The organism is Kitasatospora sp. NPDC090308 (assembly GCF_044769485.1).
Classification (GTDB): Bacteria; Actinomycetota; Actinomycetes; order Streptomycetales; family Streptomycetaceae; genus Kitasatospora; species Kitasatospora fiedleri.
The window spans coordinates 56,222-82,127 of sequence record NZ_JBIVXY010000015.1; the positions used below are offsets into that span (position 1 = coordinate 56,222).

28 protein-coding genes are annotated in these 25,906 nt (G+C 74.3%); 21 read left to right on the forward strand and 7 right to left on the reverse strand.

Annotated features, from left to right (window positions below; genetic code table 11):
- The first annotated feature begins 275 nt into the window (after positions 1-275).
- Both ACIQVD_RS27755 and ACIQVD_RS27760 read left to right on the forward strand, forming a co-directional pair.
- Positions 276-2,033 (forward strand): RDD family protein, encoded by a 1,758-nt coding sequence (locus ACIQVD_RS27755; RefSeq protein WP_402292034.1) that lies wholly within the window; start codon positions 276-278, stop codon positions 2,031-2,033.
- 112 nt (positions 2,034-2,145) lie between these two features.
- On the forward strand, positions 2,146-2,856 hold the full coding sequence (locus ACIQVD_RS27760; RefSeq protein WP_402292035.1) for an RDD family protein: 711 nt from the start codon (positions 2,146-2,148) through the stop codon (positions 2,854-2,856).
- Positions 2,857-2,979: 123 nt separating this feature from the next.
- Here ACIQVD_RS27760 and ACIQVD_RS27765 read toward each other — a convergent pair whose 3' ends face one another.
- Positions 2,980-3,243 (reverse strand): hypothetical protein, encoded by a 264-nt coding sequence (locus ACIQVD_RS27765; protein WP_400680204.1) that lies wholly within the window; start codon positions 3,241-3,243, stop codon positions 2,980-2,982.
- 448 nt (positions 3,244-3,691) lie between these two features.
- Here ACIQVD_RS27765 and ACIQVD_RS27770 point away from each other — a divergent pair, with 448 nt between their 5' ends.
- From ACIQVD_RS27770 to ACIQVD_RS27800, 7 genes are all read left to right on the forward strand, one after another.
- Positions 3,692-4,369, forward strand: coding sequence for an endonuclease V (locus tag ACIQVD_RS27770; RefSeq protein ID WP_282205802.1), 678 nt, complete (start codon positions 3,692-3,694; stop codon positions 4,367-4,369).
- Positions 4,370-4,510: 141 nt separating this feature from the next.
- Positions 4,511-4,939 carry a hypothetical protein gene (locus tag ACIQVD_RS27775; protein WP_402292036.1) on the forward strand — a complete coding sequence of 143 codons (429 nt, stop codon included), beginning with the start codon at positions 4,511-4,513 and terminating at the stop codon, positions 4,937-4,939.
- A gap of 52 nt (positions 4,940-4,991) precedes the next feature.
- The gene (locus tag ACIQVD_RS27780; RefSeq protein WP_402292037.1) at positions 4,992-6,515 is read left to right on the forward strand and encodes a WXG100 family type VII secretion target; all 1,524 of its coding nucleotides are present in this window, start codon (positions 4,992-4,994) and stop codon (positions 6,513-6,515) included.
- Positions 6,516-6,605: 90 nt separating this feature from the next.
- Entirely contained in the window at positions 6,606-8,051 is a 1,446-nt protein-coding gene (locus ACIQVD_RS27785) for a S8 family serine peptidase (RefSeq protein ID WP_402292038.1), read from the forward strand.
- Between the two features lie 207 nt (positions 8,052-8,258).
- On the forward strand, positions 8,259-8,435 hold the full coding sequence (locus ACIQVD_RS27790; RefSeq protein ID WP_402292040.1) for a hypothetical protein: 177 nt from the start codon (positions 8,259-8,261) through the stop codon (positions 8,433-8,435).
- Between the two features lie 73 nt (positions 8,436-8,508).
- The gene (locus ACIQVD_RS27795; RefSeq protein WP_402292041.1) at positions 8,509-8,907 is read left to right on the forward strand and encodes an HIT family protein; all 399 of its coding nucleotides are present in this window, start codon (positions 8,509-8,511) and stop codon (positions 8,905-8,907) included.
- An 82-nt stretch (positions 8,908-8,989) separates the two neighbouring features.
- Positions 8,990-9,550, forward strand: a complete 561-nt coding sequence (locus tag ACIQVD_RS27800; protein ID WP_402292042.1) for a DinB family protein — start codon at positions 8,990-8,992, stop codon at positions 9,548-9,550.
- A 7-nt stretch (positions 9,551-9,557) separates the two neighbouring features.
- Here ACIQVD_RS27800 and ACIQVD_RS27805 read toward each other — a convergent pair whose 3' ends face one another.
- Positions 9,558-10,712 carry a DUF2332 domain-containing protein gene (locus ACIQVD_RS27805; RefSeq protein WP_402292043.1) on the reverse strand — a complete coding sequence of 385 codons (1,155 nt, stop codon included), beginning with the start codon at positions 10,710-10,712 and terminating at the stop codon, positions 9,558-9,560.
- A 365-nt stretch (positions 10,713-11,077) separates the two neighbouring features.
- Positions 11,078-11,491: a hypothetical protein gene (locus tag ACIQVD_RS27810; RefSeq protein ID WP_100838103.1), complete on the reverse strand. Its 414-nt coding sequence runs from the start codon at positions 11,489-11,491 to the stop codon at positions 11,078-11,080.
- 305 nt (positions 11,492-11,796) lie between these two features.
- On the opposite strand from ACIQVD_RS27810, the gene ACIQVD_RS27815 reads away from it, so the two are divergent.
- Positions 11,797-13,065, forward strand: coding sequence for a cation diffusion facilitator family transporter (locus ACIQVD_RS27815; RefSeq protein ID WP_402292044.1), 1,269 nt, complete (start codon positions 11,797-11,799; stop codon positions 13,063-13,065).
- Between the two features lie 328 nt (positions 13,066-13,393).
- Here ACIQVD_RS27815 and ACIQVD_RS27820 read toward each other — a convergent pair whose 3' ends face one another.
- Complete coding sequence (locus ACIQVD_RS27820) at positions 13,394-14,071, reverse strand: hypothetical protein (RefSeq protein WP_402292045.1); 678 nt, start codon at positions 14,069-14,071, stop codon at positions 13,394-13,396.
- 317 nt (positions 14,072-14,388) lie between these two features.
- On the opposite strand from ACIQVD_RS27820, the gene ACIQVD_RS27825 reads away from it, so the two are divergent.
- Complete coding sequence (locus ACIQVD_RS27825) at positions 14,389-15,420, forward strand: type IV toxin-antitoxin system AbiEi family antitoxin domain-containing protein (RefSeq protein WP_402292046.1); 1,032 nt, start codon at positions 14,389-14,391, stop codon at positions 15,418-15,420.
- Positions 15,421-15,453: 33 nt separating this feature from the next.
- Here the strand turns inward: ACIQVD_RS27825 and ACIQVD_RS27830 are convergent, their stop codons facing one another.
- Both ACIQVD_RS27830 and ACIQVD_RS27835 read right to left on the reverse strand, forming a co-directional pair.
- Positions 15,454-16,044 (reverse strand): isochorismatase family protein, encoded by a 591-nt coding sequence (locus ACIQVD_RS27830; protein ID WP_400680180.1) that lies wholly within the window; start codon positions 16,042-16,044, stop codon positions 15,454-15,456.
- A 278-nt stretch (positions 16,045-16,322) separates the two neighbouring features.
- Positions 16,323-17,636, reverse strand: coding sequence for a nicotinate phosphoribosyltransferase (locus tag ACIQVD_RS27835; protein ID WP_402292047.1), 1,314 nt, complete (start codon positions 17,634-17,636; stop codon positions 16,323-16,325).
- Positions 17,637-17,778: 142 nt separating this feature from the next.
- Here ACIQVD_RS27835 and clpS point away from each other — a divergent pair, with 142 nt between their 5' ends.
- The 9 genes from clpS (at position 17,779) to ACIQVD_RS27880 (ending at position 23,802) form a co-directional block, all read left to right on the forward strand.
- On the forward strand, positions 17,779-18,072 hold the full coding sequence (gene clpS, locus ACIQVD_RS27840; protein WP_199528063.1) for an ATP-dependent Clp protease adapter ClpS: 294 nt from the start codon (positions 17,779-17,781) through the stop codon (positions 18,070-18,072).
- 42 nt (positions 18,073-18,114) lie between these two features.
- Positions 18,115-18,690, forward strand: coding sequence for a DUF2017 domain-containing protein (locus ACIQVD_RS27845; RefSeq protein WP_402292048.1), 576 nt, complete (start codon positions 18,115-18,117; stop codon positions 18,688-18,690).
- A gap of 224 nt (positions 18,691-18,914) precedes the next feature.
- Positions 18,915-20,357: an amino acid permease gene (locus tag ACIQVD_RS27850; protein WP_402292049.1), complete on the forward strand. Its 1,443-nt coding sequence runs from the start codon at positions 18,915-18,917 to the stop codon at positions 20,355-20,357.
- 20 nt (positions 20,358-20,377) lie between these two features.
- Positions 20,378-20,809, forward strand: a complete 432-nt coding sequence (locus ACIQVD_RS27855) for a Mov34/MPN/PAD-1 family protein (protein ID WP_100838111.1) — start codon at positions 20,378-20,380, stop codon at positions 20,807-20,809.
- A gap of 161 nt (positions 20,810-20,970) precedes the next feature.
- Positions 20,971-21,084 (forward strand): putative leader peptide, encoded by a 114-nt coding sequence (locus ACIQVD_RS27860; RefSeq protein WP_318552237.1) that lies wholly within the window; start codon positions 20,971-20,973, stop codon positions 21,082-21,084.
- A 132-nt stretch (positions 21,085-21,216) separates the two neighbouring features.
- Positions 21,217-21,495 (forward strand): MoaD/ThiS family protein, encoded by a 279-nt coding sequence (locus tag ACIQVD_RS27865; protein WP_400680172.1) that lies wholly within the window; start codon positions 21,217-21,219, stop codon positions 21,493-21,495.
- Entirely contained in the window at positions 21,495-22,463 is a 969-nt protein-coding gene (locus tag ACIQVD_RS27870) for a PLP-dependent cysteine synthase family protein (protein WP_402292050.1), read from the forward strand. Before ACIQVD_RS27865 ends, ACIQVD_RS27870 begins: the two co-directional genes overlap by 1 nt.
- 216 nt (positions 22,464-22,679) lie before the next feature.
- On the forward strand, positions 22,680-22,868 hold the full coding sequence (locus tag ACIQVD_RS27875; RefSeq protein WP_100838114.1) for a MarR family transcriptional regulator: 189 nt from the start codon (positions 22,680-22,682) through the stop codon (positions 22,866-22,868).
- Between the two features lie 181 nt (positions 22,869-23,049).
- Positions 23,050-23,802 (forward strand): MBL fold metallo-hydrolase, encoded by a 753-nt coding sequence (locus ACIQVD_RS27880; RefSeq protein ID WP_402292051.1) that lies wholly within the window; start codon positions 23,050-23,052, stop codon positions 23,800-23,802.
- On the opposite strand, the gene ACIQVD_RS27885 is transcribed toward ACIQVD_RS27880, so the two are convergent.
- The gene (locus tag ACIQVD_RS27885; protein ID WP_402292052.1) at positions 23,790-24,707 is read right to left on the reverse strand and encodes a branched-chain amino acid transaminase; all 918 of its coding nucleotides are present in this window, start codon (positions 24,705-24,707) and stop codon (positions 23,790-23,792) included. The two genes, ACIQVD_RS27880 and ACIQVD_RS27885, sit on opposite strands and share 13 nt — an antisense overlap.
- A 240-nt stretch (positions 24,708-24,947) precedes the next feature.
- Here ACIQVD_RS27885 and ACIQVD_RS27890 point away from each other — a divergent pair, with 240 nt between their 5' ends.
- Positions 24,948-25,895 carry a LuxR C-terminal-related transcriptional regulator gene (locus tag ACIQVD_RS27890; protein ID WP_402292053.1) on the forward strand — a complete coding sequence of 316 codons (948 nt, stop codon included), beginning with the start codon at positions 24,948-24,950 and terminating at the stop codon, positions 25,893-25,895.
- Positions 25,896-25,906: the final 11 nt, after the last annotated feature.

Sequence of the window (25,906 nt, forward strand, 5' to 3'; positions counted from 1 at the left end):
CCGCCCCGCCCCGGTTGTTCCGGACGGGAACACCGGAACCCGGGACCGCGCCGACCACCGCCCGCCACCACCCCGGGCCGCCCCCCACCACCACCGGGGGAACCTGCGGTACCACGTGTCCCCGCTCGTTTCACGAGTTCCGGTGAACCAGGGGGACGAGGTCGCTCCAGGTACTACCCTTTGTGACTGCCCGGCGACTCTCCGCCCGCGGCTCCCCCCACGCACGTCCGCAGACCCGCACGCCGCGGTGCCGGTACGAAGGAAGACGCGACGCAATGACGGACCGGCCCTCCACCGCAGGCTCGACCCTCGGCGCGACCCTGGCCGGGGAGGTCGGAGCGCCCGGCTACTACCCCGACCCCTCGGTCCCCGGGTTCCTCCGCTACTGGGCCGGCCACGCCTGGGTCCCCGGCACCAGCCGCCCCGCCCCCGCCCCCGGCGAACCGCTCGACCCGCCGCGCTTCGTCGCCCGCTACCTCACCGCGCCCCCCTACAACCCCCCGCCCGGCCTCGTCCCCGCCGCACCCACCGGCCCGCTGGTCGAGACCGGACCGATCTACTTCGACGAGACCACCGCCCAGGCCGTCTTCGCCGTGCCGGTCCACCCGGAGCCGACCGGGCCGGAGCCGACCGGGCCGGTACCGACCGGGCCCGGCGGCGGACCTGACGCGGGCCCCGGCACCGGCACCGGCTCCGGCGCGGGGGAGTACGCGGCGACCGCCGGGCCGGGGGAGCTGGAGGTCCGCCCCCGGAACGCGGTGGAGCCGCTGCGCCCGGTCGAGGCGGCCCCGTGGGCGGTCGCCGGGAGCGGGCTGCAACCGGTCACCGCCGAGTCCTGGGCCACCGCCGCCGCGCTGAACCTCGGCGCGGGTGCCGGTGCGGGACCGGACGCCCCGGCCGGTGCCGTCGTCGCGCCGCAGGGCGGGCGGGAGGTGCGCGGGGTGCGCGGGGTGGAGCCCGCCGTCCGGCCGCTGGAACTGCCCGTGCCCGTGGCGGAGGAGCCGGAACCGCGGGCCGCGCAGCCGCTCGGCGGTACGCCCTGGCACGGGGCCGGTGGTGACGGCGGCGACGGTTCGGTGGGCCTGTCCGCCGGGCCCGGGGCGCTGTTCGAACCGGTGCCGACGCCAGAGCAGTTGACGGAAGCGCTGTCGGAGCCGGAGCCGGAGCCGTCCTCGGCCGACCCCGCTTCGGGCTGGCGGGCCGATCCGCAGGCGCAGCGCGGACTGATGGAGACCGGCGGGGCGCCGCGCTGGGTGTCCTGGGGCGTCGAGCAGGAATCCGCATCCGAGCCCGTACCCGAGCCTGCGCCCACGCCTCAGCCCGCGCCGGAGCCCGAGCCCGAGCCCGAGCCCGTACGGACTCCGGCCGCGGCCAAGGCCCAGCCGCCCGGGCGGGAGCCGCGGACGGCGCACGTCACCAGCGAGCGGGTCCGTCCGCCGCGTCGGGCCGCGGAGCCCGCGGCACCCCGGACCGGGGCGTCCGCCCGCCGTCCCGCTCCGGCCGCCGGGGTCGGGAAGCGGCGGCCGGCGGCCCCGGCGCCCGTACCGGCGGGGGTGGGGGCGCGGGCGTTCGGCTGGCTGGTGGACGGCGCGGTCACGGCGGTGGTCGGCGCGGCCGTCGCGGTGCCGCTGGCCGGGACGGTGCGCGCGCACGTCCAGCAGAAGATCGACCAGGCGGAGCTGGCCGCGCGCATGACGGGACGTCAGCACCAGGTGTGGCTGCTGGACGGGACGGTGCTGGGCCGGGTGGGCGTGCTGCTCGGGGTGCTGCTGGTGTTCGGGCTGCTCTACCAGGTGCTGCCGATCGCCCGGACCGGGCAGACCTTCGGCAAGCGGCTGGCCCGGGTCCGGGTGGTCGCCGCGGGCGGGGCCGGTGCGCCGGGGTTCGGCCGCTCGCTGGTCCGCTGGCTGGTGCGCGGCCTGGGCACCGCCGTCCTGCTCGGCCCCGCCGCCGCGCTGCTGGACCGCACCGCCCGACGCGGCTGGCACGACCGGGCGGCCCGGACCCGGGTGGTGCGGGTGGAACGCGGCTGACCCGCCGTCAGCCGCCCGTGGTCCGCCACCTGTCCGAACGGAACACTGCGAAACGGGCGGAAACGGATCAAATATCCCAACATCGTAGTATTCCCGGTGGTCTACTCGTGCCATGAGCACCAGCGACCCCTCCGGAACCGAGCCGGAGGAGGGCGGACGGCCTTCCTTCGACAAGCAGCCCCCGTCCTCGGGCAGCCCGTACGACAGCCCGCCCGGCTACGGCGGCCAGTACGGTGCGCCGGCCGGCTCGGGCTCCCCCTACGACCGCGACCAGCCCCCCGGCTACGGCCCCCCGCCCGGTGCTCCCGGCAGCCCGGGCGGACCCGGCGGCTCCGGTGACCCCTACGGTTCGCCCTACGGCGGGCCCGGCCCCGGCCCCGGTCCGGGGCCCGTTCCCGGCATGCCCGCGCTCGGCGGCTGGGGCGCGCGCATCCTGGCCCGGCTGGTCGACTACGTCATGGTGCAGGTCATCGCGGTGGCGGTGCTGCTGCCGTTCCTGCACTTCAACAAGCAGAGCGGCTGGATCGGCTCCTTCTGGTTCAGCTGCGCGCTGTACCTGGTCTACGAGGGCCTGATGCTCAGCCGGGACGGCCAGACCCTCGGCAAGAAGCTGATGAAGGTCCGGGTCGCGATGCTCGCCGACGGCTCCGCCCCCACCTCGGCGGCCGCCTGGACCCGCGCCGCGACCTTCATCGTCCCCGCGCTGATCTGCTGCGGCGGCCTCTGGTGGGCGATCGACGGGCTGTTCGGCGTCTTCGACAAGCCCTACCGCCAGTGCGTCCACGACAAGGCGGCCAAGACCGTGGTGGTCTCGACCGGCTGACGACCGGTCGGGCATCTCCCTGGGCCCCGGGCCTGCGGCAGTCGTTCACCTGCCGCCGGCCCGGGAGTCTTCGCGTGCCCCGCCCTGCTCCGGACGCCTCCGGTGGACCGGAGCGGCGGGGGTTCAGCGGGACTGGTGCGCGTACACCGGCTGCCGGGCGGCGGTGGCCGCGGCGGGCTGTTCGGCGGCCCACGGGGCCCGCCCGGCCGCGAGCGCCCGCGGCGGACGGCGGCGGGCGGCGGGGGAGAGCAGGACGGCCGAGAGCGTCCCGAGCGCGACGGCGAAGCCGATCAGCACCGCGATCCGCCACACCCCCGTCTCCCCGGACACGGCCAGCAGCGCCACCGCGGCGACCACCGCGATCAGCGCGCCGACCCCCAACTGCACGGCACTGAAACGACTCCCGGACACGAGCCCGGCAGCCCGGGACGCGGTGACGGCACGGGACGGAACGGCGGGGCGCGGCATGGCGGACGACCCTTCGCGCGGAGCGGGGAGAGCGACGGGGAACGGCGGGTGAGCGGCGGGTGAGCGCGGGCGGGGACCCGGCTCGACGGGAACGGGCGGAGCGGGAACAGCAAGTACAGGCTAACCGCCGGAAGTTGACCTGCCCCGGGGCACGGGGGGCGCACGGACTCACACCCCGGCAGCGCGCCGCCGTACCGGCCGGACGGCTCCCCGGGGCCGCCCGCTAACGTGCGTACGGAAATCACGTGCGGACATCACGTGCGGGCGGGGCGGGCAGCGCCGAGCACCGCGGAACGCACCGGGAGCCGACCGCCACCGCCCGCCGCCCGCCGCCCGCCGCGCCCGACCCCGACCCCGGAGCCCCGCCATGACCGTCCCCGCCGACTGGCCCACCACCGCCGAGGCCGCCCGCGCCGAACAGGAACGCCTGCGCCCCCTGGTCGTCCCCGAAGGACCCGAACCCCCGCGCCGCCCGGGCACGTTGATCGCCGGCGTGGACGTCGCCTACGACGACGAACGCGACGTCGTCGCCGCCGCGGCCGTCCTGCTCGACTACACCACCCTCGACGTCGTCGAGGAGGCCACCGCCGTCGGCCGGGTCGCCTTCCCCTACCTCCCCGGCCTGCTCGCCTTCCGCGAACTCCCCGCCGTCCTCGACGCCCTCTCCCGCCTCACCCGCACCCCCGCCCTCGTCGTCTGCGACGGCTACGGCCTGGCCCACCCCCGCCGCCTCGGCCTCGCCAGCCACCTCGGCGTCCACACCGGCCTCCCCACCCTCGGCATCGCCAAGAATCCCTTCACCTTCACCCACCGGCCCCCCGACGACCACCGCGGCGCTTGGACCCCCCTCCTCGACGGCCCCGAAACCGTCGGCCGCGCCCTGCGCACCCGCCAGGGCGTCAAACCCGTCTTCCTCTCCGTCGGCCACCGCATCGGCCTCGACGAAGCCACCGCCGTCACCCTCGCCCTCACCCCCTCCTACCGCCTCCCCGAAACCACCCGCCGAGCCGACTCCCTCTGCCGCCGGGCCCTCGCCGCGACCTGACCCCACCCGCACCCACCAGGGGGCGTGTTGACGGCCCGTTCCATGTGTTAGACATAGAGGTTGGAGCCAACTTTCTTTCAGGCCCCAGGCGGTCGAGCGGCAGTCGCGCGGGGCAGCAGGTACGGGGGAGGTACGAGACACATGAGCACCAGCGGTAAGGGCTTCGAGGTCGAGGTCGACAGCCTGCGGGCGTTCGCGGCCCAAGTGCGCGGTCTGTTGAGTGAGTTCGAGAGTGGTGCGGGTACTAGTGCGGTGTACGGCCCGAGTGGTGTCGGATCGGTGGCGTTCGGGAGTTTCGCCGAGGCGCAGGGCCTGTACACGCAGTACGACGCGTTGCGCCTTCGGTTGAGCACCCTCCTGGCCGATATCCAGAACGCCATCGACCTGGCCCAGCGGAACGCGGACCACACGGCGACGAACTACGAGGAACACGAGCAGGACACCCGCAAGAACATGACCCTGTCGAAGGACGGGTGGACCACGACCTGGAGCCAGTCCGAACTGGACGCGAGGAAGGCTGGGACCACCACGTCGGCCCAGTCGACGAACACGGTGAAGCCACAGTGGTGACGGTGCTGAAGACCAAGGACACGGACAACGGGCTGGAGGGTGCACAGTGAGGATGATGGACCAGGGCGGTGGCTCGGGGAGCACCGACTTCTCCGTTCACAGCCATGCCGAACTGATCTCCATGGTCCACTCGTTGGACTCCGGTTCGGTCATGGCCGCGGCCGATCCGTGGCGGCGGGCCCACGAGACGCTGACCCAGATCCACTCGGCGCTGACCACCGCCACCGGTGACGCCACCAGCACCTGGCAGGGCAGCACCAGCGACGCCTTCCACGCGCACATGACCGAACTCGCCGCGAAGGTCAGCGCCACGGCCGAGCACGTGAACTACACCGCCACCGCGCTGCAGACGCTGTCCGCGTCGATCGACGAGGCCAAGGCCGCGATGCCCGAGGAGCCGGGCTTCTGGGACAAGGTGGGCGACGGGATCAGCGACGCCGCCAAGCAGTCCGTCGGGGTCGACGACGCCGACGCGCGGCAGGGCATCGCCGACACCCGCAAGGAGGAGGCGGTCGGCGTGATGCAGGTGCTGGCGGCCAAGTACAGCACGGCCAGCAGCCGGCTGGGCAACCTCAGGACCGGACTCGACGACAACTCGAAGGACAATCAGGTAGCCCCTCCGAGTGACGGCGGCGCATCGGGTTTCATCGCGGCGATCGCCGGTGTCGGGGCCGGCATTTCCCAGAGTTCCGGACGAGTGAGCGGTTCCTCCTCCTCCGGGTCGCAGACCTTGCTCAAGAGCACGTCGAGCAGCCGGGCACCGCAGGCGCCCAAGGTCAAGCCCGCGGTGGTCCGTCCGACGGACGCGGGCATCTCCGGTGGAACGGCCAACGCCCTTCCGCAGCCGAAGGGCCCGGGCACGGGTATCGACGGCATCCACGGTGGTACCGGCGGCGTCCGCGGCGGCGGCACCACGACGATCGGCGGCCCCACCGTGTCCGGCGGCGTGCCCGGGACCGGTGGCGGCGGTGGCGGTCTCGGCGGTGGTGGTACCACCGGCGGGCTGATCGGCGGTGGCGGCGGGACCCTGGCCGGTGGCACCGGCATCGGTGCCCGCGCCGGGTTCAGCGGCAACAGCGTGTCCAAGGCCGGGACGTTCGGTTCCAACGGCCTGGGCGGCGGAGGCACGGGTCCGGGCGGCACCGCAGCGGGCGGCGCAGCCGGTGCCGGCGGCCGGGCCGGTGGCACGGGCAGCGGCGGTCTCGGCGGTGGCGCCGGAGCGGGCGGTGCCGGTGGCGGCGCGGGCCTCCGGGGCCGTTCCGGCGGCAGCCTGGCGGGTCGGGCCGGCGGCATGGTCGGCGAGGCGGCGCACGGCGGTGCCGGTGGCCGGGCCTTCTCCGAGGGCGGGTCGGGCATCGGCCGCAGCCGCCTCGGCCAGGGCGCCGGAGCCTCCGGTGCCGGTCACGCCGGTGGCACGGGCCAGGGCGGCGCGGCCGGGCACGGCGCCGGCATGGCCGGTCACGGCCAGTCGAGCAAGCGCGCCAAGAAGGGCACCTCGGAACGCCCGGACTACCTGGTGGAGGACGAGGAGACCTGGGCCTCCGGCGGAAACGCCAATCCGAACGTGGTGGAATGACGTTCGGTCAGTAGAACAGTCGGACATTACCTGGCCGCCCTGCAGACTCAAGGGTCTGCGGGGCGGCCGCTCAACGAGGGGTGACGAGGCTTGACGACCAGCCGAACCGTGCGCGGTCTGGCCGCGCTCGCTGCGGGAGCCCTGCTGTGGGGCGTGAGCGCCGGCCCGGCGGCGGCGGACCAGGACCGTCAGCAGCAGTGGGTGCTGGACAAGTACGGCATGGCCAGCGACGTCTGGCCGGTCAGCCAGGGTGACCAGGTCATCGTCGCGGTCATCGACAGCGGTGTCGACGCCAGTCATCCGGACCTGGCCGGACAGGTCCTCCCCGGTCTCGACCTCACCGGCAAGGGCGGGGACGGCCGGACCGACAGCGACGGCCACGGTACGGCGATGGCCTCCGACATCGCCGCACACGGGCACGGTGACAACGCCGGCGTCATGGGCATCGCGCCCAAGGCGAAGATCCTCCCGGTGAAGTTCGATTTCAGTGACGATCTTGGTTCGGCCGAGAACGTGGACTTCGGCGCGGGGATCCGGTTCGCCGTCGACCACGGTGCCAAGGTCATCAACATGTCTTTCTACGGCGGGAATCCGAGCGACAGCGGATACCGGGGAGCCATCGAGTACGCCATCCAGAAGGACGTCGTTCTCGTGTCGGCCTCCGGGAACCACGCCGGCTTGCCGATCGACTACCCCGCGGGCTTCCCGGGCGTGGTGGTGGTGTCGGGTGTCGCGGAGGACGGAAGCATCTGGCCGAAGTCGACCACCGGCCCGCAGGTGACCCTGGCGGCTCCGGCCGACGGCATCCACCGGGCCGACCTCAAGCAGGGGTACGCGACGGCTTCCGGTACCTCCGAATCCGCGGCCATCGTGTCGGGGATCGCGGCGCTGGTGCGGTCGAAGTACCCGAACCTGTCGGCTGGTCAGGTCATCAACCGGATCACCAAGGGTGCCTTCAAGCCCGACGGTCAGGGCTCGTTCCCGAACGACAAGTACGGGTACGGCATCGCGTCCCCGTCCGGGGCGTTGGCGGCGAACCCGGCGGTGGACAACGGGCCGAAGGAGAACCCGCTGCTGGGCCGGGCGGAGCCGGACTACAGCGGGACGGGTGGTAACTCGTCCGCGCCGTCGTCCCCGGCTTCGAAGGCGCCGTCGGCCGGTGCCGGGAATTCGGCGACTCCGCAGGCGAGCGGTGACGCGGGTGACGAGAAGAGCAACACGGGGATGCTGGTCGCGGTCGGTGGCGGTGTGCTCGCCGTGATCGTGATCGTGGTGGTCGTGGTGCTCGTGCGTCGTTCGAAGAACAACGGCGGCAACGGTGGCGGGCCCGGGGGCCCGGGCGGTCCGGGTGCGTCCGGCGGCCCCGGTGGTCCGGGGTACGGGTATCAGCAGCAGGCGCCGCAGCAGCAGCCGGCCGGGTACGGGTATCCGCCGCAGCAGCAGTCGGGGCAGGCGGTGTACCCGCCGCAGCAGCAGGCCGGGCAGCCGGGGTATCCGCAGCAGCCGCCGGCCGGGGGTAATCCGTACCGGAGTTGAGCGGGTCGGAGCGTAGGAAGAACGGCCCCTCGCGGGGCCACGGGGCAGGTGCCCGGTGGCTCGGCGGGGGGCCGTCGGCGTGGGCGGGGGCGACACGCCCACGGATGGGGGAAGGGGGGCGTGGGGGGTGAGGGCGGGTGGGTAGGGAGAGGGGACTGTGTCGTCGGATGTTCGGAGGTGGTTGCCGTGGTGCGGTGGAAGTGTGCGGTGGCGGGGTTGGTCGTGGCGGTGGCGGGAGTGGTGGGGGCTTCGGGGACGGCGGGGGCCGAGGGGCTGCGGGACGAGCAGCAGCAGGAGGTGTGTGCGCGGTTGTTGGACGGGCTGCTGCCGGGGTTGGTGCCGACGTCCTCGGTCTGCCGGGTCAACGTGGCGGGGCAGGGCTGAGCGGAAGGGGGGGGGCGGCCGGGTGAGGGGTGGGGAGTGTTACGCGTGCGCGCGGGAGGCTGAGTTCGAGCGGTTGCCGCGGTACCAGCGGATCGCGGTGGACGAGCACTGGCGGGTGGCGCACGCCGTGGATTGCGCGCTGCCGGGGTGGCTGGTGCTGTTGCCCCGGCGGCACCTGGAGTCGATGGCGGAGCTGACCGGGGCGGAGGCGGCGTCGCTGGGGGTGTGGCAGGTGCGGCTGGCCCGGGCGCTGGAGGTGGTGACGGGGTGCCGGAAGGCGTACGTGGCGCAGTTCGGGGAGGCGGAGGGGTTCGCGCACGTGCACTTCCACGTGGTGCCGCGGGCGGAGGAACTGCCGGTGGAGTGGCGGGGGCCGCGGGTGTTCGGGCTGCTGGGGGCCGGCGGGCGGGCGGTGCCCGCGGAGCGGATGGACGAGCTCGCCGGGCGGCTGGCCGAGGTGCTGGGGGGCTGAGCGGCGGGTTTGGCGGGATCTCGATGGGCGGTGGCATTCCTGCTGCTGGCCGGGTGGTCGTCCGGGCGGCCATCCTGGGGGCATGATCACTCCTGACACCAAGGACTGGACCTGGGTCCTCGAACGTCCTTGCGCCGAATGCGGGTTGGACACTTCGGCGATCCCCTTCGAGGCGGTACCGGCCCTGATCCGGGGCAACGGGCGGTTCTGGGCCGAGCTGCTGGCCGAGGGCGAGGCCGACGGCGAGGGCGGGGACGGGAGGGGGCTGCGGGAGCGGCCGGCGCCGGAGGTGTGGTCGCCGCTCGAGTACGCCTGCCACGTGCGGGACGTGTTCCGGACGATCGAGGGGCGGCTGCTGCTGATGCTGGCCGAGGACGACCCGGTGTTCCCCGACTGGGACCAGGACGCCACCGCCGTCGAGGACCGCTACCGGGAGCAGGACCCGGCCGCGGTGGCCGCCGAGGTCGGGGCGGCGGCCGAGCGGCTGGCGCGCGCCTACGAGGGGGTGCCGGACGCCGGCCGGGAGCGCACCGGCGAGCGCAGCGACGGCGCCCGGTTCACCGTGGCGTCCCTCGGCCGCTACGTCTTCCACGACGTGGACCACCACCGGTACGACGTCACCGGCGGGCAGCAAAAGGATTGACGGTCCGTCAGTCCGACTGCCGGAGGACCGGGTCGTCCGGCGCCGGCGTCCACGCGGGCAGGCCGTGCGGTACGGACTCGGCGAGCGTCGTGGTGATCGCGGAGCCGGAGCCCGAGCCGGGGCCGGAGCTGAGTCGGGCGGTGAGCAGGAAGCGGTGCCCGCCGCCGACCCGGCGGGGTTCGAAGGCGAGGTGAAGGAAGGGCGCGGACGGGGTCGAGGCGGCCGCGAGTCGTGCCAACTCGCCTTCCACGGAACGCCATTCGTCGACGGGAACGTACTGCCGCATGACCGAGTGCCAGACCACGGTCAGCGCGCCCGGCGCCGTTTCTAGGCCGCGCAGGAACACGGCCGCGCCGACCGCCTCGACCGGGGCGGGCGTCCGGGCGGCGAGGGCGAGTGCGCCATTCAGCCGCTGTGCGCGCGGGAGTTGGTCGGCCCACAGGTAGGAGCGCAGGGCCAGGGCGCCGTCGGCGGAGCGCGGGTCGATCGGTGTCGGGTCGCAGCCGCGCCGCTCCGTCACCCGCTGGAGCGGGGCGTCGCGCAGCCAGGCGGGCGGCTCGCCGCGCCAGGCGTCGGCGAGGACGACGGGGGAGTCCGGCGGCCCGTACGAGAAGCCCTCCGAGACGCAGCGGAACTGCTCGGCAAGGAGGTTGAGGCCCGCGCTGGATCCCAGCTCGTACAGCCGGACGGGGAGCGGGAACGGAGATGTGGTGGCGGTGGAGGCGGCGGCGTCGGCGAGCTGTTGCTGGGCCCAGGCGAGGCCGGTGAGCAGCAGGTTGGACCGGCCGACCTCGTTGGTCTGCGGCGGGCGGGTGAGCCACTCGCGGACGAACGGCAGGTGGGCGGCGACGGCGGCGCGGAAGGCCGGCCAGGGGGCGTCCGGGTCGGCGGGGTCGAAGTGGCCGCCCGCGTCGGGGTAGTGCGCGGCGAGGTCGGGGGCCCGGCCGGACAGCACCAGGGCGTGGACGGCGCCGAGCAGTCGCAGGGCGATGGCGTTCGGGCCGGGGGCGTCCTCGTGCCCGGCGATCGCCTCCGCGCACGGCCCGCCGGCGGCCAGGTCACCGGCGGCCCGGTGCAGCAGCGCGGCGGACAGCGGGGAGCCCAACTCGGCGCAGGAGTCCGCCTGGTGGCGGAACATGGCCACGGCGTGGTCGAAGGACATCCGGGGTCTCCGTCTGGGTCCGGGGCGCCGCGCACGGAGTGTCGGGCACGTGGTGCGGGTGCGGGTGCGGGTGTCGAGTGCGGGTGCCGGGCGTGATCGAACGGCCCCATCCTTCGCCGACCCGATCCGCGGGGGTAGTGCGACCGGCCGTGATGTCGATCACCGGTCCTCCGGGTGCGATCGGGTGCGATCGGCCCGGGCGGGCGCGCCCGGTTCGCGGGGGTACGCCACGGGCGGGCGGAACGGTCCGGGGGCGTGCGTGCCGCCCCGCACGCCCTGCCGGTGCCGTCGACGAGGGGGCGCGGAGCCGGGGGCCGGGACGCCGGACGGACTCGATGGCTCAGCTGCTCAGCGGCCCCGCGGGATCACCAGTCGGTGGTGCGCCGACGGTGGGTCTGGCGGAGCTGGCTGGTGATGCTGGCGGTGTCGCCGCCCATCACGTCTGCGATCTCGGGCGTGGCCAGGCCGACCACGTAGTGCAGGATCGCCAGGTCCTCGTCGCCCTCCACGTCGGGCCGCAGCCCGGCAGTCCCGGCGATCCCGGCGGCTCCGGCCGCCACGGCGGTGCCGTGCTGCTCGGTGACCGTCTCGCGGAGGATCTGCCAGGCCGCGGCGGCCGGGTTGGGGCTCTCCAGGACGGTCGGCCACACCGCGGCGATCGCGTGCAGGGCCAGCCGGACCACCCGGTGGGCGGCGCCGGGCTCCTGGAACCAGACCCGGGCGTAGCTCTGGTAGCGCGGCTCGTGCAGCTCGCAGAAGGCGGCGAACTCGACGGACACGTAAGGAAGTTCGGCGGACCGATCAGCAGATGCCGAGTCTGCGGCCGGGACATGACGTTCAGTCACATCAGCTGCCTCTCGATCTGGGTCCGGACGGGAGCGTCAGCGCTCACTCTAGGCCCTCGGGCGGGTGCGGTGGGTGACAAGTCTGCTGAGATGCCCGGGGCCGGGTCGGATTCGGGTCGTTGTGTGACGGCCCGTCAGCAGGGGTCGCTCGCCCGGTGCAGTTGCGAGGGCGTCGCACCTGGTCAGAGGTGGTACATCGGCAGTGGCTGCAAGCCAGTTGGTGTGCCACCGTAGGCCCTATGGGTGAACGCGAAATCGGTGACCGGCCTCACCTTCACGGGCGAATCCCGAGTCACGGGCATGACCACCATCACACACCGGACCGGCCGGACCGCCCCGGTCACGAGCCCCACGACCACCATCACCCGCACGGCGGCACCGTCCGGGGCCCGGAAACCCTCCCCACCCACCGGAGCGCGCCCCACGACCACGCGCCCCACGACCACGCCGAGCGCCACCACCCTCACCCGCACGATCAGCGCGATCACGATCACGATCACAGTCACGGTCACGGTCACGACCGCAGCCACCAGCACGGCCACGGCCACGGCCACGCCCGCGCCCGCCTGCGGCACCGCCTGGCCCACCTGCTGCGCCCGCACTCGCACGACGCCGCCGACCGGGTCGACGCGGCGATGGAGTCCTCCGCCGAGGGCCTGCGCACGCTCTGGGTCTCGCTGCTGGTGCTGGGTGCGACGGCCGCCGCGCAGGCGGTGATCGCGGCGCTGTCGGGTTCGGTGGCGCTGCTCGGCGACACCGTGCACAACGTCGCGGACGCGCTGACCGCCGTCCCGCTGGGCGTGGCGTTCCTGCTGGGGCGGCGGGCGGCGAACCGCAGTTACACGTACGGGTACGGGCGGGCCGAGGACCTGGCGGGCGTCGCGGTGGTGCTGGCGGTGGCGGCGTCCTCGCTGGTGGCGGGGTGGACGGCGGTGGAGCGGCTGCTGCACCCGGAGCCGGTCGGGCACCTGTGGGCGGTGGCCGCCGCGGCCCTCGCGGGGTGCGTCGGCAACGAGTGGGTGGCCCGCTACCGGATCGCCACCGGCCGCCGGATCGGTTCGGCGGCGCTGGTCGCGGACGGCCTGCACGCCCGCACCGACGGGCTGACCTCGCTGGCGGTGCTGCTGGGCGCCGGGGGCAGCGCACTGGGCTGGCGGTACGCGGACCCGGTGGTGGGGCTGCTGATCACGGTGGCGATCCTGGGCGTGCTGCGCGGCACGGTGCGCGAGGTGGGCCGACGGCTGATGGACGCCGTCGACCCGGCGCTGCTGGACGCGGCGGAGCGCGAACTCGCGGGCGTGGACGGGGTGCGCGGGGTCGGCGCGGTGCGGATGCGCTGGGTCGGGCACGCGCTGCGCGCCGAGGCGGAGGTGGTGGTCGACGGCGCGCTGACGGTGGTGGCCGGCCACCGGGTGGCGGAGGACGCCGAACGGGCCCTGATCCGGGCCGTCCCCCGGCTGCTGGCCGTGACCGTGCACGTCGACCACGTCCCGGCCGGGGCGCTCTGACCGCGTCCGGGCGTCCTGGCGTCCTGGCGTCGGAAGCCGGAAGCCGGAAGCCGGAAGCCGGAAGCCGGAAGCCGGAAGCGGGAAGCAGCAAATCGAAAGCCGAAAGCCGAAAGCCGCGAGCCGAGAGCAGGAAGCCGGGCAGCGCAGCTGACGTGCCGTCAGAAAGCCTTCCAGTGGGGCCAGTAGGGCCTGCGAAGGGCTTCGGCGACCCCGAGGGCCTCAGGGGTTGCCCGGGCCCGCTCGCGGGCCCTTCACGGCCTTCGCGTCCGCGGGCCGGTCCTTCGCGTCCGCGGGCCGGACCGTCACGTTCCCTGGTCCGGCCCGGGGCTCAGCTCTCGCGCGCCGACCGGGTGGCGGAGGCCCCGCCGAACCGGACGGTGGCGCCCGCACTCCCGGCGGTCCGCGCCGCCGCTTCACTGCCCGTCCGCCGGGCGGCCTCGCCGGTGCGCACCGCGTCCTCGCCCGCTCCGGCGGCGGACCCATCCGCGGCTCCGCCGACGGCTCCTCCGCTGACGGCTCCTCCGCCGAGGGCTCCTCCATCGGCCCCGCCCGCGCTCCCGCCCGCCCGCGCCGCCGCTCCGGCGGCGGCCTCGGCCGCGGCGCTCTCGGCGGCCCGCACCGCGGCGGCCACGCTGTCGGGCTCGCGGCGGGTCTGCTCGGGGATGCCGGCGGTGCGGCGGTCGGTCCGGGCGGTGGTCTCGGCGGCCTCGACGCTCTCCCGGGCGGCCAGGTAGGCCTGCACGGCGGCGATGCCGTAGACCGGCTGGATGAGCTGGTGGCCCTTGAAGAAGGGCCGGGCGGGAGCGAATCCGGCGGCGGTCACCAGCTCGCGGATCTCGGTTATCTCCTCTTCGCTGCGCGCCGTGAAACGGACTTCCCAGCCCTTCTTGTACGTACGGCCGTCCTCTCCGCCGCGTCTGGCGGGGTCGGGTTGGCGGACGTAGCCGGGCAGGCGGCCGAGGCGTAGTCGGGCGGCGCGCTGGGCTGATGACTCGTCGCGGGGCATGTGCCCGATGGTAGGCAATTCGTGACGGCCACCGACGCCAGCGGGTGTGACGTTGCGTGTGTGATCGATCACTTCCGGTCAGATCGCGCAGGTCGGCGGCGCGGACTCGATCGGATCGCAATGCTGTGTCGATCCGATGAAAATCGGATAGTAGAAAACAAGTCCGATCTATTACGGCAACGGAGTGAACACCCGATACGCCGAATGGGTGAGGGTATGGGGACTTTAGTGCGGAGCAGTCCCGGTTTGACGACGGTTGCGTAACAGGTCGTCAGGTCAGGCGTCGGGTGTCGGAGCCGAGGGGGAACGTGGACGGCATGAGCTACCGGATTCCGCAGCAGCCCGTGTCCCTCGAAGAACTCGCCCGGCGCCAGCAGAACGTGGTGACGGCCAGTCAGCTCCGCGCCCGCGGCGTCCCGGCCCGCATGGTGAGCGAGCACTGCCGCAGCGGCGGGCCGTGGCAGCGGCTGCTGCCGCGGGTCTACCTGCTGCAGGACGGCGCGCCGACGCCCGAGCAGCGGATGTGGGCGGCGCTGCTGTACGCGGCGCAGAACGGCCCGGCGGGGGACGGCACCCGCGAGGGCGCGGTGATCACCGGCGCGGCGGCGCTGGCGCTGTACGGGTTCGTGTCGGTGCCGCGGCTGCCCGCGGTGCTCGGGGTGGAGGTGCTGGTGCCCCGGCAGCGCCGGCTGCGGGACGCCGGACAGGTGCGGATCCGGCGCACCGGGCGGGAGCTGGAGGCCCGTTCGGTGCACGGGCTGGCGGTCGCCCCGGTGGCCCGGGCGGTGGCGGACGCGATCAGCGAGTGGGCCGAGCAGGGCGCGTTCGAGTCCGGCCGGGTCGGCCCGGGGCTGCTGCGGGCGCTGCTGCGCGAGGCGCTGCTGGCGCGCGGCGGCGGCTGCACGGTGGCGGAGCTGCTGGCCGAACTGGCCGAGGCGCGGCTGCTGGAGGCGCCCCGGGTGCGGGCGGCGGTGGACGAACTGCTGGCGGCGCGCCGGGAGGCCGCGTTCACCGAGCTGGTGGCCCTGGCGGTGGAGCGCGGTCTGCCGCTGCCGCTGCCCGGCCCCGAGCTGCGGATGCGCGGCGGCACCTACATCGCGGTGCCGGACCTGTACTGGCCCGAGGCCGCGGTGGCGGTGGAGGTCGACTCCGAGCTGCGCTGCGTCAGCGAGGGCGAGGCGGCCTGGGTGCGCGGCGGCCAGCACCGGATGGAGTACCTGGGCGTGCGGGTGGTGTACGTCGGCTCCGCCCGCCTCGCCGCCGAACGGGACGCGGTCGGCGACGAGCTGGCGCAGGCGTACGGGACCGGCGGCGAGGACGTGGTGGAGCTGGTGGTCACCGAGCGCTGAACCCGCCGGGACGGCAGGTGGATTGACGGACCGTCAGGCGCGGACGACCGGTGTGCCGGCCAGCTCGACCCCGGCGGAGCGCAGTTCCTCCAGTGCCTCGGCGGTGGTGGCGGGGGCGACGCCGGCCGTCAGGTCGAGCAGGACGCGGGTGGCGAAGCCTTCGCGGGCGGCGTCCAGGGCGGTGGCGCGGACGCAGTGGTCGGTGGCGATGCCGACCACGTCGACGTCGGTGACGCCGCGCTCGTTCAGCCAGTCGGTGAGGGTGCCGCCGTGCTCGTCGAAGCCCTCGAAACCGCTGTACGCGGCGGCGTGCGCGCCCTTGGAGAAGACCGCCTCGACCGCGCCCGAGGTCACCGAGGGGGCGAAGTTGGGGTGGAAGCCCACGCCCTCGGTGCCGGCCACGCAGTGCACCGGCCAGGAGCGGACGTAGTCGGGCTCGGCGGCGAAGTGCGGCCCTGGGTCGATGTGGTGGTCGCGGGTGGCGACGATGTGGGCGTAGCCGGGGGCGGACTCGGCGATCAGGTCGGTGATCGCGGCCGCGACCTCGGCCCCGCCGGCGACGGGAAGGCTGCCGCCCTCGCAGAAGTCGTTCTGCACGTCGACGACGATCAGGGCCCGGTGCATGGCTGGCTCTTCTCTCGTTGGCTCGTTGGGAGCTGGGGTGCGGCCCGGAGCCCGGGGGTCTCGGCCGCGGTGGCGTCGGGGTGGCCCGGGCGGGCCCGGACGGTACAGCGGTTGGCACTCTAGGCAGTGCGGGGCGGGCGCGAAAGTGCCGGGGCGCCGCCGGGGGATCGCCGCGGGACAAAGCCGGGCAAAGCCACGTCCGCGCCCGCCCCACCCGGTGTCCGCGCCCGTCCCATCCGGCGTCCGAGCCCGCCCCACCCGTGTCCGCGTCCGGCGGTTCAGTTGGCCTGCCGCTCGGTGTTGATCACCGGCTCGCCGCGGGAGAGCTGGGTCGCCGACAGCGGCAGCGCGGCGCGGGCCCGGCGGTGGCGGTCCCGGGCGGCATCCAGCGGCTCGCGGCCGACCACCTCGCCGTCGGTGATCAGCGGGACGTGCAGCAGGTGCGGCTCCAGCTCGGCCGGGACGGGGCCGGTGCCGACCACCTCGGCCTCGGCGAAGCCGTCCCGGTCGGGGCGGCGGGCGGCCCACTTGCGGCCGCCGACGCTGGTCTTGCCGCCGGCCGAGCGCTTGGCGACCGGGACGAGCTCGCCGCCGGGCACCGACTCGCGGGCGACCAGCTTGTAGACCATCGCGCAGGTCGGGTGACCGCTGCCGGTGACCAGGCTGGTGCCGACGCCGTAGCCGTCGACCGGGGCGGCGGCGAGCGCGGCGATGGCGTACTCGTCCAGGTCGGAGGTGACGATGATCTTCGTGGCGGTGGCGCCGAGCTCGTCGAGCTGGCGGCGCACCCGGTGGGCGAGCAGGGTCAGGTCGCCGGAGTCGATCCGGACGGCGCCCAGCTGCGGGCCCGCCACCTCGACGGCGGTGCGGACCGCCTCGCCGAGGTCGTAGGTGTCCACCAGCAGGGTGGTGTCGCGGCCCATCGAGTCGATCTGCGCGGTGAAGGCGTCCCGCTCGCTGTCGTGCAGCAGGGTGAAGGCGTGCGCGGCGGTGCCGGTGGTCGGGATGCCGTAGGTGAAGCCCGCCTCCAGGTCGGAGGTGGCGGAGAAGCCCGCCAGGTAGGCGGCCCGGGCGGCGGCCACCGCGGACTGCTCGTGGGCCCGCCGGGCACCCATCTCGATCACCGGGCGGTCGCCCGCGGCGGCGGTCATCCGGGAGGCGGCGGCGGCGATCGCCGAGTCGTGGTTGAGGATCGACAGGATCACCGTCTCCAGGATCACCGCCTCGGCGAAGCTGCCCTCGACGGTGAGCAGCGGCGAGCCGGGGAAGTACGCCTCGCCCTCGGGGTAGCCGTGCACGCTGCCGGTGAAGCGGTAGTCGGCGAGGAAGCGCAGTGTCTCCTCGTCGACGACCCGCTGGTCGGCCAGCCAGTCGAGCTGCGGGGCGGTGAAGCGGAAGTCCTCGATGGCGTCCAGCACCCGGCCGGTGCCGGCCAGCACGCCGTAGCGGCGGCCGGACGGGAGGCGGCGGGTGAAGACCTCGAAGACCGAGCGGCGGTGGGCGGCACCGCTGCGCAGCGCGGCCTGCAGCATGGTCAGTTCGTAGCGGTCGGTGAGCAGCGCGGAGCTGCGGTGCGCGGTGATGGCGTCCATGGGGATGATGCTACTACCACTTAGCGTCAAAGTGACGATTTCTCTTCCGGTCCCCGTGTCGGGCCACCCTGATTCGCTCCCGGGTCCCTCGGATGGAAGCATGGGCCGGGGGGAAGCCGAGGTCGACGAGGAGAGACGGACTGTGAGTGTCGCGCCGGTGGAGGTCGAGCGCCCGGAGACGGAGGGGGTTCCGGTCACGGAACCGGACACGCCCTGGGTGACCATCGTCCACAACGACCCGGTCAACCTGATGAGCTACGTCCAGTACGTCTTCCAGAGCTACTTCGGCTACCCGAAGGACAAGGCCCACCAGCTCATGATGGACGTGCACCACAAGGGGCGGGCGGTGGTCTCCAGCGGCACCCGCGAGGAGATGGAACGCGACGTGCAGGCGATGCACGGCTACGGCCTGTGGGCCACCCTGCAGCACGACTGACGGCCCGTCACCCACCATCCACGAGGGACTGATTCGACACACATGGCCGGTTTGTTCGAGAGTGCGGGCGACGGCGGCGCGGTGATCGCGCTGGACGAGTTCGAGGCGTCCATCCTGCGTTCGCTGGAAGTGCAGATGCTGGAGCTGATCGGGCCGCCGCCCGGCGGCGGCAGCGACGACCCGCTGGCCGCGCTGTTCGCGGAGGGCCCCAGCGAGGCCCCCGAGGACCCGGCGCTGCTGCGGCTGTTCCCCGACGGGTACGGCGGGCCGGGCGCGCCGGAGGACCCGCGGACCGCCGAGCGGGCCGCCGAGTTCCGCCGCTACACCGAGCTGGACCTGCGGGCCCGCAAGCGCGAGGACGCGCTGGCGGTGGTCCGGGCGCTGGACGGGCTGGGCGGCGCGGGCGGGGTGCTGGAGGTCGAGCCGGACGACTTCCCGCGCTGGCTGGGCGCGCTGAACGACCTGCGGCTGACCCTGGGCGCCCGGCTGGAGGTCTCCGAGGAGGAGGACGAGGGCCTGTACCGGCTGCCCGACTCCGACCCGCGCAAGCCGCTGGTGATCGCCTACCTGTGGCTGGGCGCGATGCAGGAGAGCCTGCTGGAGGCGATGGCGGGCTGACGGGGCCCGTCAGACCCCCGTCCGACCCCCGTCCACGCCCCCCTCGCGCCCCTCGCCCGCGCCCCCCGTTCGGCCCCCTTCTTTCGTTCATATTGTCCGATTGCTCAGCTAAAGCTCAGATATGAGGCGTTCCGGGGCTCCGGCGTGGTTCACTGCTGCCTCCCCGGGATAGACGGGGCCCGTCGGCCGGCCGGCCGGCGCGGACCGGGAGGCGAGGCGGGCGGATGACGCAGCAGGTGACGGACGAGGCGGCCGGGTCCGCCCCCGACGAAGAGGGCTACCAGCGGGGGCTGGGCACCCGGCAGATCCAGATGATCGCCATCGGCGGCGCGATCGGCACCGGCCTGTTCCTCGGTGCCGGCACCGCGATCTCCAAGGCCGGGCCCAGCCTGCTGCTGAGCTACGCGGTGGCCGGCGTGGTGATCTTCGTGATCATGCGGGCGCTCGGCGAACTGCTCACCTACCGCCCGGTGGCCGGCAGCTTCGCCGAGTACGCCCGGGAGTTCCTCGGCCCGTTCGCGGGCTTCGTCACCGGCTGGACGTACTGGCTGTTCTGGGTGGTCACCGGCATGGCCGAGACCACCGCCGCCGCCGTCTACGTCCGCTTCTGGGCGCCCGACATCCCGCAGTGGACCACCGCGCTGGCCTTCCTGCTGGTGCTGTACGCCGCCAACCTGATCTCGGTGAAGCTGTTCGGCGAGATCGAGTTCTGGTTCTCGATGGTCAAGGTCACCGCGATCCTCGGGATGATCCTGATCGGCGTCGGCGTGCTCACCCTCGGCTTCTCGGACGCCGGCGACACCGCCTCGGTCACCCACCTGTGGCAGGACGGCGGCTTCTTCCCCAAGGGCGTCGGCGCGACCGTGATGACCCTGCAGATCGTCATGTTCGCCTACCTGGGCGTGGAGCTGGTCGGCGTCACCGCGGGCGAGAGCGAGAACCCGGAGAAGACCCTGCCGCGGGCCATCAACACCCTGCCGCTGCGGATCGCGCTGTTCTACATCGGCGCGCTGCTGGTCATCCTGTCGCTGGTGCCGTGGACCGAGTTCCAGCCCGGCGTCAGCCCGTTCGTCGCCGCCTTCGGCAAGATCGGCATCCCGGCGGCGGCCGGGATCATCAACTTCGTGGTGCTCACCGCCGCGCTGTCCTCCTGCAACTCCGGGATGTACTCCACCGGCCGGATGCTGCGCGACCTGGCCCTGCGCCGGCAGGCCCCCGGGCGGCTCACCCGGCTCAACGGCCACCGCACCCCCGCCGCCGCGATCACCGTCTCCTGCCTGCTGATGGGCGTCGGCGTGGTGCTCAACTACCTCGTCCCGGAACGGGCGTTCCAGTACATCACCTCGATCGCCACCGTCTGCGGCCTGTGGACCTGGGGCGTCATCCTGGCCAGCCAGATCCGCTACCGCACCGCCTGGAAGGCCGGCCGGCTGCCCGCCCCGACCTTCCGCGCGCCCGGCGGCAACTGGAGCCGCTGGCTGTCGCTGGCCTTCCTGGTCCTGGTCGCCGTCCTGATCGCCTTCGACCCCGACGCCCGGATCTCGCTGTACGTCTTCCCCGGCTGGGCGATCTGCCTGGCGGTCGGCTACGCGGTACTGCGCCGCCGCGACCCGGCCGCCCTGCACGCCGACCCGCACACCCACCTCCGGGCCGGGGACGGCAACTGACGTCTCGCTATCCTGGCCGCATGCTGACCATCACCCGAGAACTGCGCGACCGGATCGTCGCCCACGCCCGCGCCGACCACCCGGACGAGGCGTGCGGCGTGATCGCCGGACCGGCCGGCACCGGGCGTCCCGAGCGGTTCATCCCGATGCTCAACGCGGCCCGCTCGCCCACCTTCTACGAGTTCGACTCCGGCGACCTGCTCAAGCTCTACCGCGAGATGGACGACCTCGACGAGGAGCCGGTGGTGATCTACCACTCGCACACCGCCACCGAGGCGTACCCCTCCCGCACCGACGTGAGCTACGCCTCCGAGCCGTTCGCCCACTACGTGCTGGTCTCCACCGCCGAGGGCACCGGTGAGCAGGACCCCTACCAGTTCCGCTCGTTCCGCATCGTGGACGGTGTGATCACGGAGGAAGACGTCGAGGTGGTCGAGGCCCACCAGGGCTGAGCGACCCCCGACCCGGCCCGGGCCGGGAACGGTCCGGCCGTTCCCGGCCCGGGCCGCCCGCGCGCGGCGGGTCGGCCCGCTTTCCCACCCCTCGGAACGCCGCCGACCGGATGCCGAGACAAGCATGTCAAAGCGGGGGCGGGAATCTATACGATGAGTCCATGCGTTCCGTCGATGTGAGCAATCAGGCCCCAGGCACCCGCCTCGTGGCGCGCCTGCACGTCGACCTGTGCCGGCTCGCCAGCGCGATCTGTCCCGGCACCGCCGCGCACTGACCGGCGGCACCGACCGGCGAGCCACCGACCGGCGAGCCCCAGACAGCACCCGCCCCGCGCGCCGGGGCCCCCTCCCCTGCCGCGCCCCGCCCGGCCCGGCAACCCGAACTCACACTCCACAGGAGCGCAGCCATGGCCATCGAGGTCCGCATCCCGACCATCCTCCGCACCTACACCGACGGCGCCAAGGCCGTCGACGGCAACGGCGCCGACCTCGGGGAGCTCTTCACCGACCTCGACTCCCGCCACCCCGGCATCGCCGCCCGGCTGCTGGACGGCGGCGAGCTGCGCCGCTTCGTCAACGTCTACCTGAACGACGAGGACGTCCGCTTCCTGGACGGCGTCTCCACCGCGCTCGCCGACGGCGACAGCGTGACCATCCTCCCGGCCGTGGCCGGCGGTATGAAGTAATGCGCTACGACAGCCCGATCGAGGCCATCGGCAACACGCCACTGGTGCGGTTGCCGCGGCTCTCGGCCGCAATCCCCGGGAACGAGGACGGTCGGGTCACGCTCTGGGCCAAGCTGGAGGACCGCAACCCGACCGGCTCGATCAAGGACCGCCCGGCGCTGCGCATGATCGAGCGGGCCGAGGCCGAGGGCCGACTCACCCCCGGCTGCACCGTCCTGGAGCCCACCAGCGGCAACACCGGCATCTCGCTCGCCATGGCGGCCAAGCTCAAGGGCTACCGGATGGTCTGCGTGATGCCGGAGAACACCAGCGAGGAGCGCCGCGAGCTGCTCCGGATGTGGGGCGCGGAGATCATCTCCTCGCCCGCCGCCGGCGGCTCCAACACCGCGGTGCGGATCGCCAAGGAGATCGCCGCCGAGCACCCCGACTGGGTGATGCTCTATCAGTACGGCAACCCGGACAACGCCGGCGCGCACTACGCCACCACCGGCCCGGAGATCCTCGCCGACCTGCCCACCGTCACCCACTTCGTGGCGGGCCTGGGCACCACCGGCACCCTGATGGGCGTCGGCCGCTACCTGCGCGAGAAGGTCCCGGGCGTGCAGATCGTCGCCGCCGAGCCGCGCTACGACGACCTGGTCTACGGCCTGCGCAACCTGGACGAGGGCTTCGTCCCCGAGCTGTACGACGCCGCGGTGCTCACCACCCGCTTCTCGGTCGGCTCGGCCGACGCCGTCACCCGCACCCGCGAACTGCTCCAGCAGGAGGGCATCTTCGCGGGCGTCTCCACCGGCGCGGTCGCGCACGCCGCGATCGGCGTGGCCCACAAGGCCGCCAAGGCCGGCGAGCGGGCCGACGTGGTGTTCGTGGTCGCCGACGGCGGCTGGAAGTACCTGTCCACCGGCATCTACACCGCCGAGACCACCGAGGCGGCGGTCGAGGCGCTGCAGGGCCAGCTCTGGGCCTGAGCCCCGCGGCAGGACCACGGCGCGGCACCCCGCCGAGGGGGCCGCGCCGTCCGCTCGTCCGATCATCGGCCCGCTGTGACATCCCGGTATTTGTCCGTTCCCGGTGACCGCTCCGTCACGGAACGGTCACCGCGCCGGTCGCGCCCCGGTCGCCGGAGTCCGCCGCGCCAGGCTGGCGGCGCACCACTGGTACGCCGTCACCCGGAGGTGGGCGCGATGCCCGGCCGAGAGCTCTGGTCCTACGTCGAGATCGCCCGGCACATCAACGTGCGGGTCGAGACCGTCCGCAACTACAAGCGGCACGGGCTGCTGCCCGAACCCGACCGGGTGGACGCCGCGGGCCACCCCCGCTGGTACCCGGAGACCATCCGCGGCTGGGCGCTGGCCCGCCCGGGACGCCGCTGAACCGGGCCCCGCCCCGTCCTGGTGATTCCGCCCACAGCCCGGCACGGGAGAGGGGGCAAAGTGCCGCCCGGCCCTTACCCTCGACAGTCAAAGCACCGACGGAGTCGAAGAACCCCGCCCCGCCCGACCGGCGGCGCGGACGGCCGCGGACGATGGCCCGACGGGGCGGGAAGGGCTCGGCATGAAACTGACCGTGGTGGGGTGCTCGGGGAGCTTCCCGTCCGTGGACTCCCCGTGCTCCAGCTACCTGGTGGAGCACGACGGCTACCGCCTCGTCGTCGACCTCGGCAACGGCGCGCTCGGCGCCCTGCAGAAGTACACCGGCCTCTACGACGTGGACGCCGTCCTGCTCAGCCACCTGCACGCCGACCACTGCGTCGACCTGTGCGCCTACTGGGTCGCCCGCAACTACCGGGTCGAGGGCTGCCCCGACCCGCTGCCCGTGCACGGCCCGGCCGGCACCGCCGAACGCCTGGCCCGCGCCTACGACATGCCGGAGAAGCCCGGCATGACCGAGGTCTTCGACTTCCGCGACCTCGCCGACGGCGCCCGGCTGTCCCTCGGCCCGTTCACCGTCACCGCCGCCCGGGTCAACCACCTCGACTGCGAGGCGTACGGCTTCCGGATCGAGGCCGGCGGCCGCAGCCTGGTCTACTCCGGCGACACCGGCGTCTGCCCCGCCCTGGTCGAACTCGCCCGCGGCGCCGACCTGTTCCTGTGCGAGGCCGCCTACACGGACGGCAAGGAGACCTTCGACTCCATCCACCTCAACGGCACCCAGGCCGGCGAGCACGCCGCCGAGGCCGGCGCCGCCCGCCTGGTCCTCACCCACGTCCCGCCGTGGACCGACGCCGAACGCAACCGCCGCGACGCCGCCGCCGTCTTCCCCGGCCCGGTCGAACTCGCCCGCGCCGGAGCCGTCTACGCGCTGTGAACCGGCGTCAGCCAGTGCCGGTAACGGGGGTCCGCGCCGCTCACCGCGCCCCGGTACGCCTCGGCCAGGCGCTTGGTCAACTCGCCTTCGGAGGACGGTAGTTCGCGGTTGTCCAGGGAGGCCACCGGGACGACGCCGGCCGCCGTGCCGGAGAGGAAGACCTCGTCGGCCGCGTACAGGTCCGAGCGCAGCAGGTTCTCCACCCGGACCTCCACGCCCAGGTCCCGGGCCAGGGTCAGCAGGGTGTCCTGGGTGATGCCCTCCAGGGCGCCCGCGCTGGCGGGGGTGGTGCGCAGGACGCCGCCGCGGACCGCGAAGACGTTCTCCGAGCTGCACTCGCTGACCGTGCCGTCCGGAGCCAGCAGCAGCGCCTCGTCGAAGCCCGCGTCGGTGGCCTCCCGCCGGGCCAGCGCCGAGTTCAGGTACGGGCCGGTGGCCTTCGCCGCCGGGGGGACGGCGTTGGGGTCGGTGCGCCGCCAGCTGCTGGTCATCAGCCGCAGTCCGCGCCCCGCCGCCAGGTAGGCGGGCCACTCCCAGGAGGCGATCGACACGCTGGTGGGGGAGTGCCGCATGTCCAGGCCCATCGAGCCGTAGCCCAGGAAGGCCAGGTGCCGCAGGTAGCAGGAGCGGTGGCCGTTGGCCGCCACCAGCGCCACCGTCGCCGCCGCCAACTCCTCCCGGCTGTAGGTGAGTTCGATGCGCAGCATGTGCGCACTGCGCTCCAGCCGGGCCAGGTGCTCGGCCAGCCGGAACACCGCGGGCCCGTCGGCCGTCTCGAACACCCGGGTGCCCTCCAGCACCCCGGTGCCGTAGTGCAGGGCGTGGGTCAGGACGTGGACGCGGGCCTCCTGCCAGGGCACCAGCGCGCCGTCGAACCAGATCACGGAAGACTCGGGAATCGCCATGCCGCCCATCCTGGAGACCCCGGCCCGCCCGGCGAAGGCCCCCGGCCCCGCCGGATCAGGCCATGGCCGCCACCGGAGCGCCCGTCTCGGATGCCGGGACCGCCTCCCGGACGCGGACCCGCTCCCGGCCGCCCCACCACCGCGCCGTCCGGCCGCCCCGCCGCCGCCCGCCCGCCCGGACCGTCTCGCATGCTGAAAACCGCGCTCCGCCCCCCGCCCGCGGCCCTAGGCTCCCGGAGGGTGGAGACCAGCACCGCCCTGTACGCCCGCCTGCTCGCCGACCCCGGCCTGCCGCTGGACTCCCTGCGCGAGGAACTCGGCTGCGAGGAACGGGAGTTCGAGCAGGCACTGGACGAGCTGCGCGGCCTCGGGCTGCTCCAGCGGACGTCGGCGACCACCAGCGGGATGGCCGCCGTCTCGATCGACACCGCCGTCCGCCAGCTGCTGGCCGACTCCGACCGCCGCTTCACCGCGCTGCTCGGCGAGGCCCGCCGCACCCGCGAGCGGGTCGAGCACCTGCACGCCCGCTACCTGCCGCTGCACACCGGCACCGCCCACGAGCTGGTCCGCGGCACCGACCGGGTGGCCGCGCTGCTGGAGGACGCCGCCCGGGCCGCCCGCACCGAGGCGCTGTCGCTGCGGCCCGGCCAGGACCAGTCGGAGAGCGGCCTGGCCGAGAAGCTCGCCCGCGAGCGGATCGCGCTGGCCCACCGGGTCGCGCTGCGCACCATCTACCCGGCCGCCGCGCTGCACCAGGGCGCGGTCCTCGCCCACGTCCAGGCGCTGACCGCGGCCGGCGCGCGGATCCGGGTCGCGCACACCCTGCCGCTGTGGCTGATCGTGGTCGACGCGGGCCTCGCCGTGCTGCCCGCGCCGGGGGAGCCGCCGGGCAGCGCCGCGGTGGTGGTCCGCGACCCGGCGGTGGTCAGCGTGGTGCGCGAGCTGTTCGAGCACTTCTGGGCGGCCAGCTGGGTCCCGCCGGAGCTGCTCGGCCGCACCACCCCGGACGACCGCCACCGCGAGGTGCTGCGGCTGCTCGCGGCCGGGCTCACCGACCAGGCGATCGGCCGCAAGCTGGAGGTGTCCGACCGCACGGTGCGCCGCCTGGTCGCCGACCTCACCGCGGCGCTGGGCGCGCAGTCGCGCTTCCAGGCGGGCGTGCACGCGGCGCGGCTGGGGTGGATCTGACGGGACCGCCC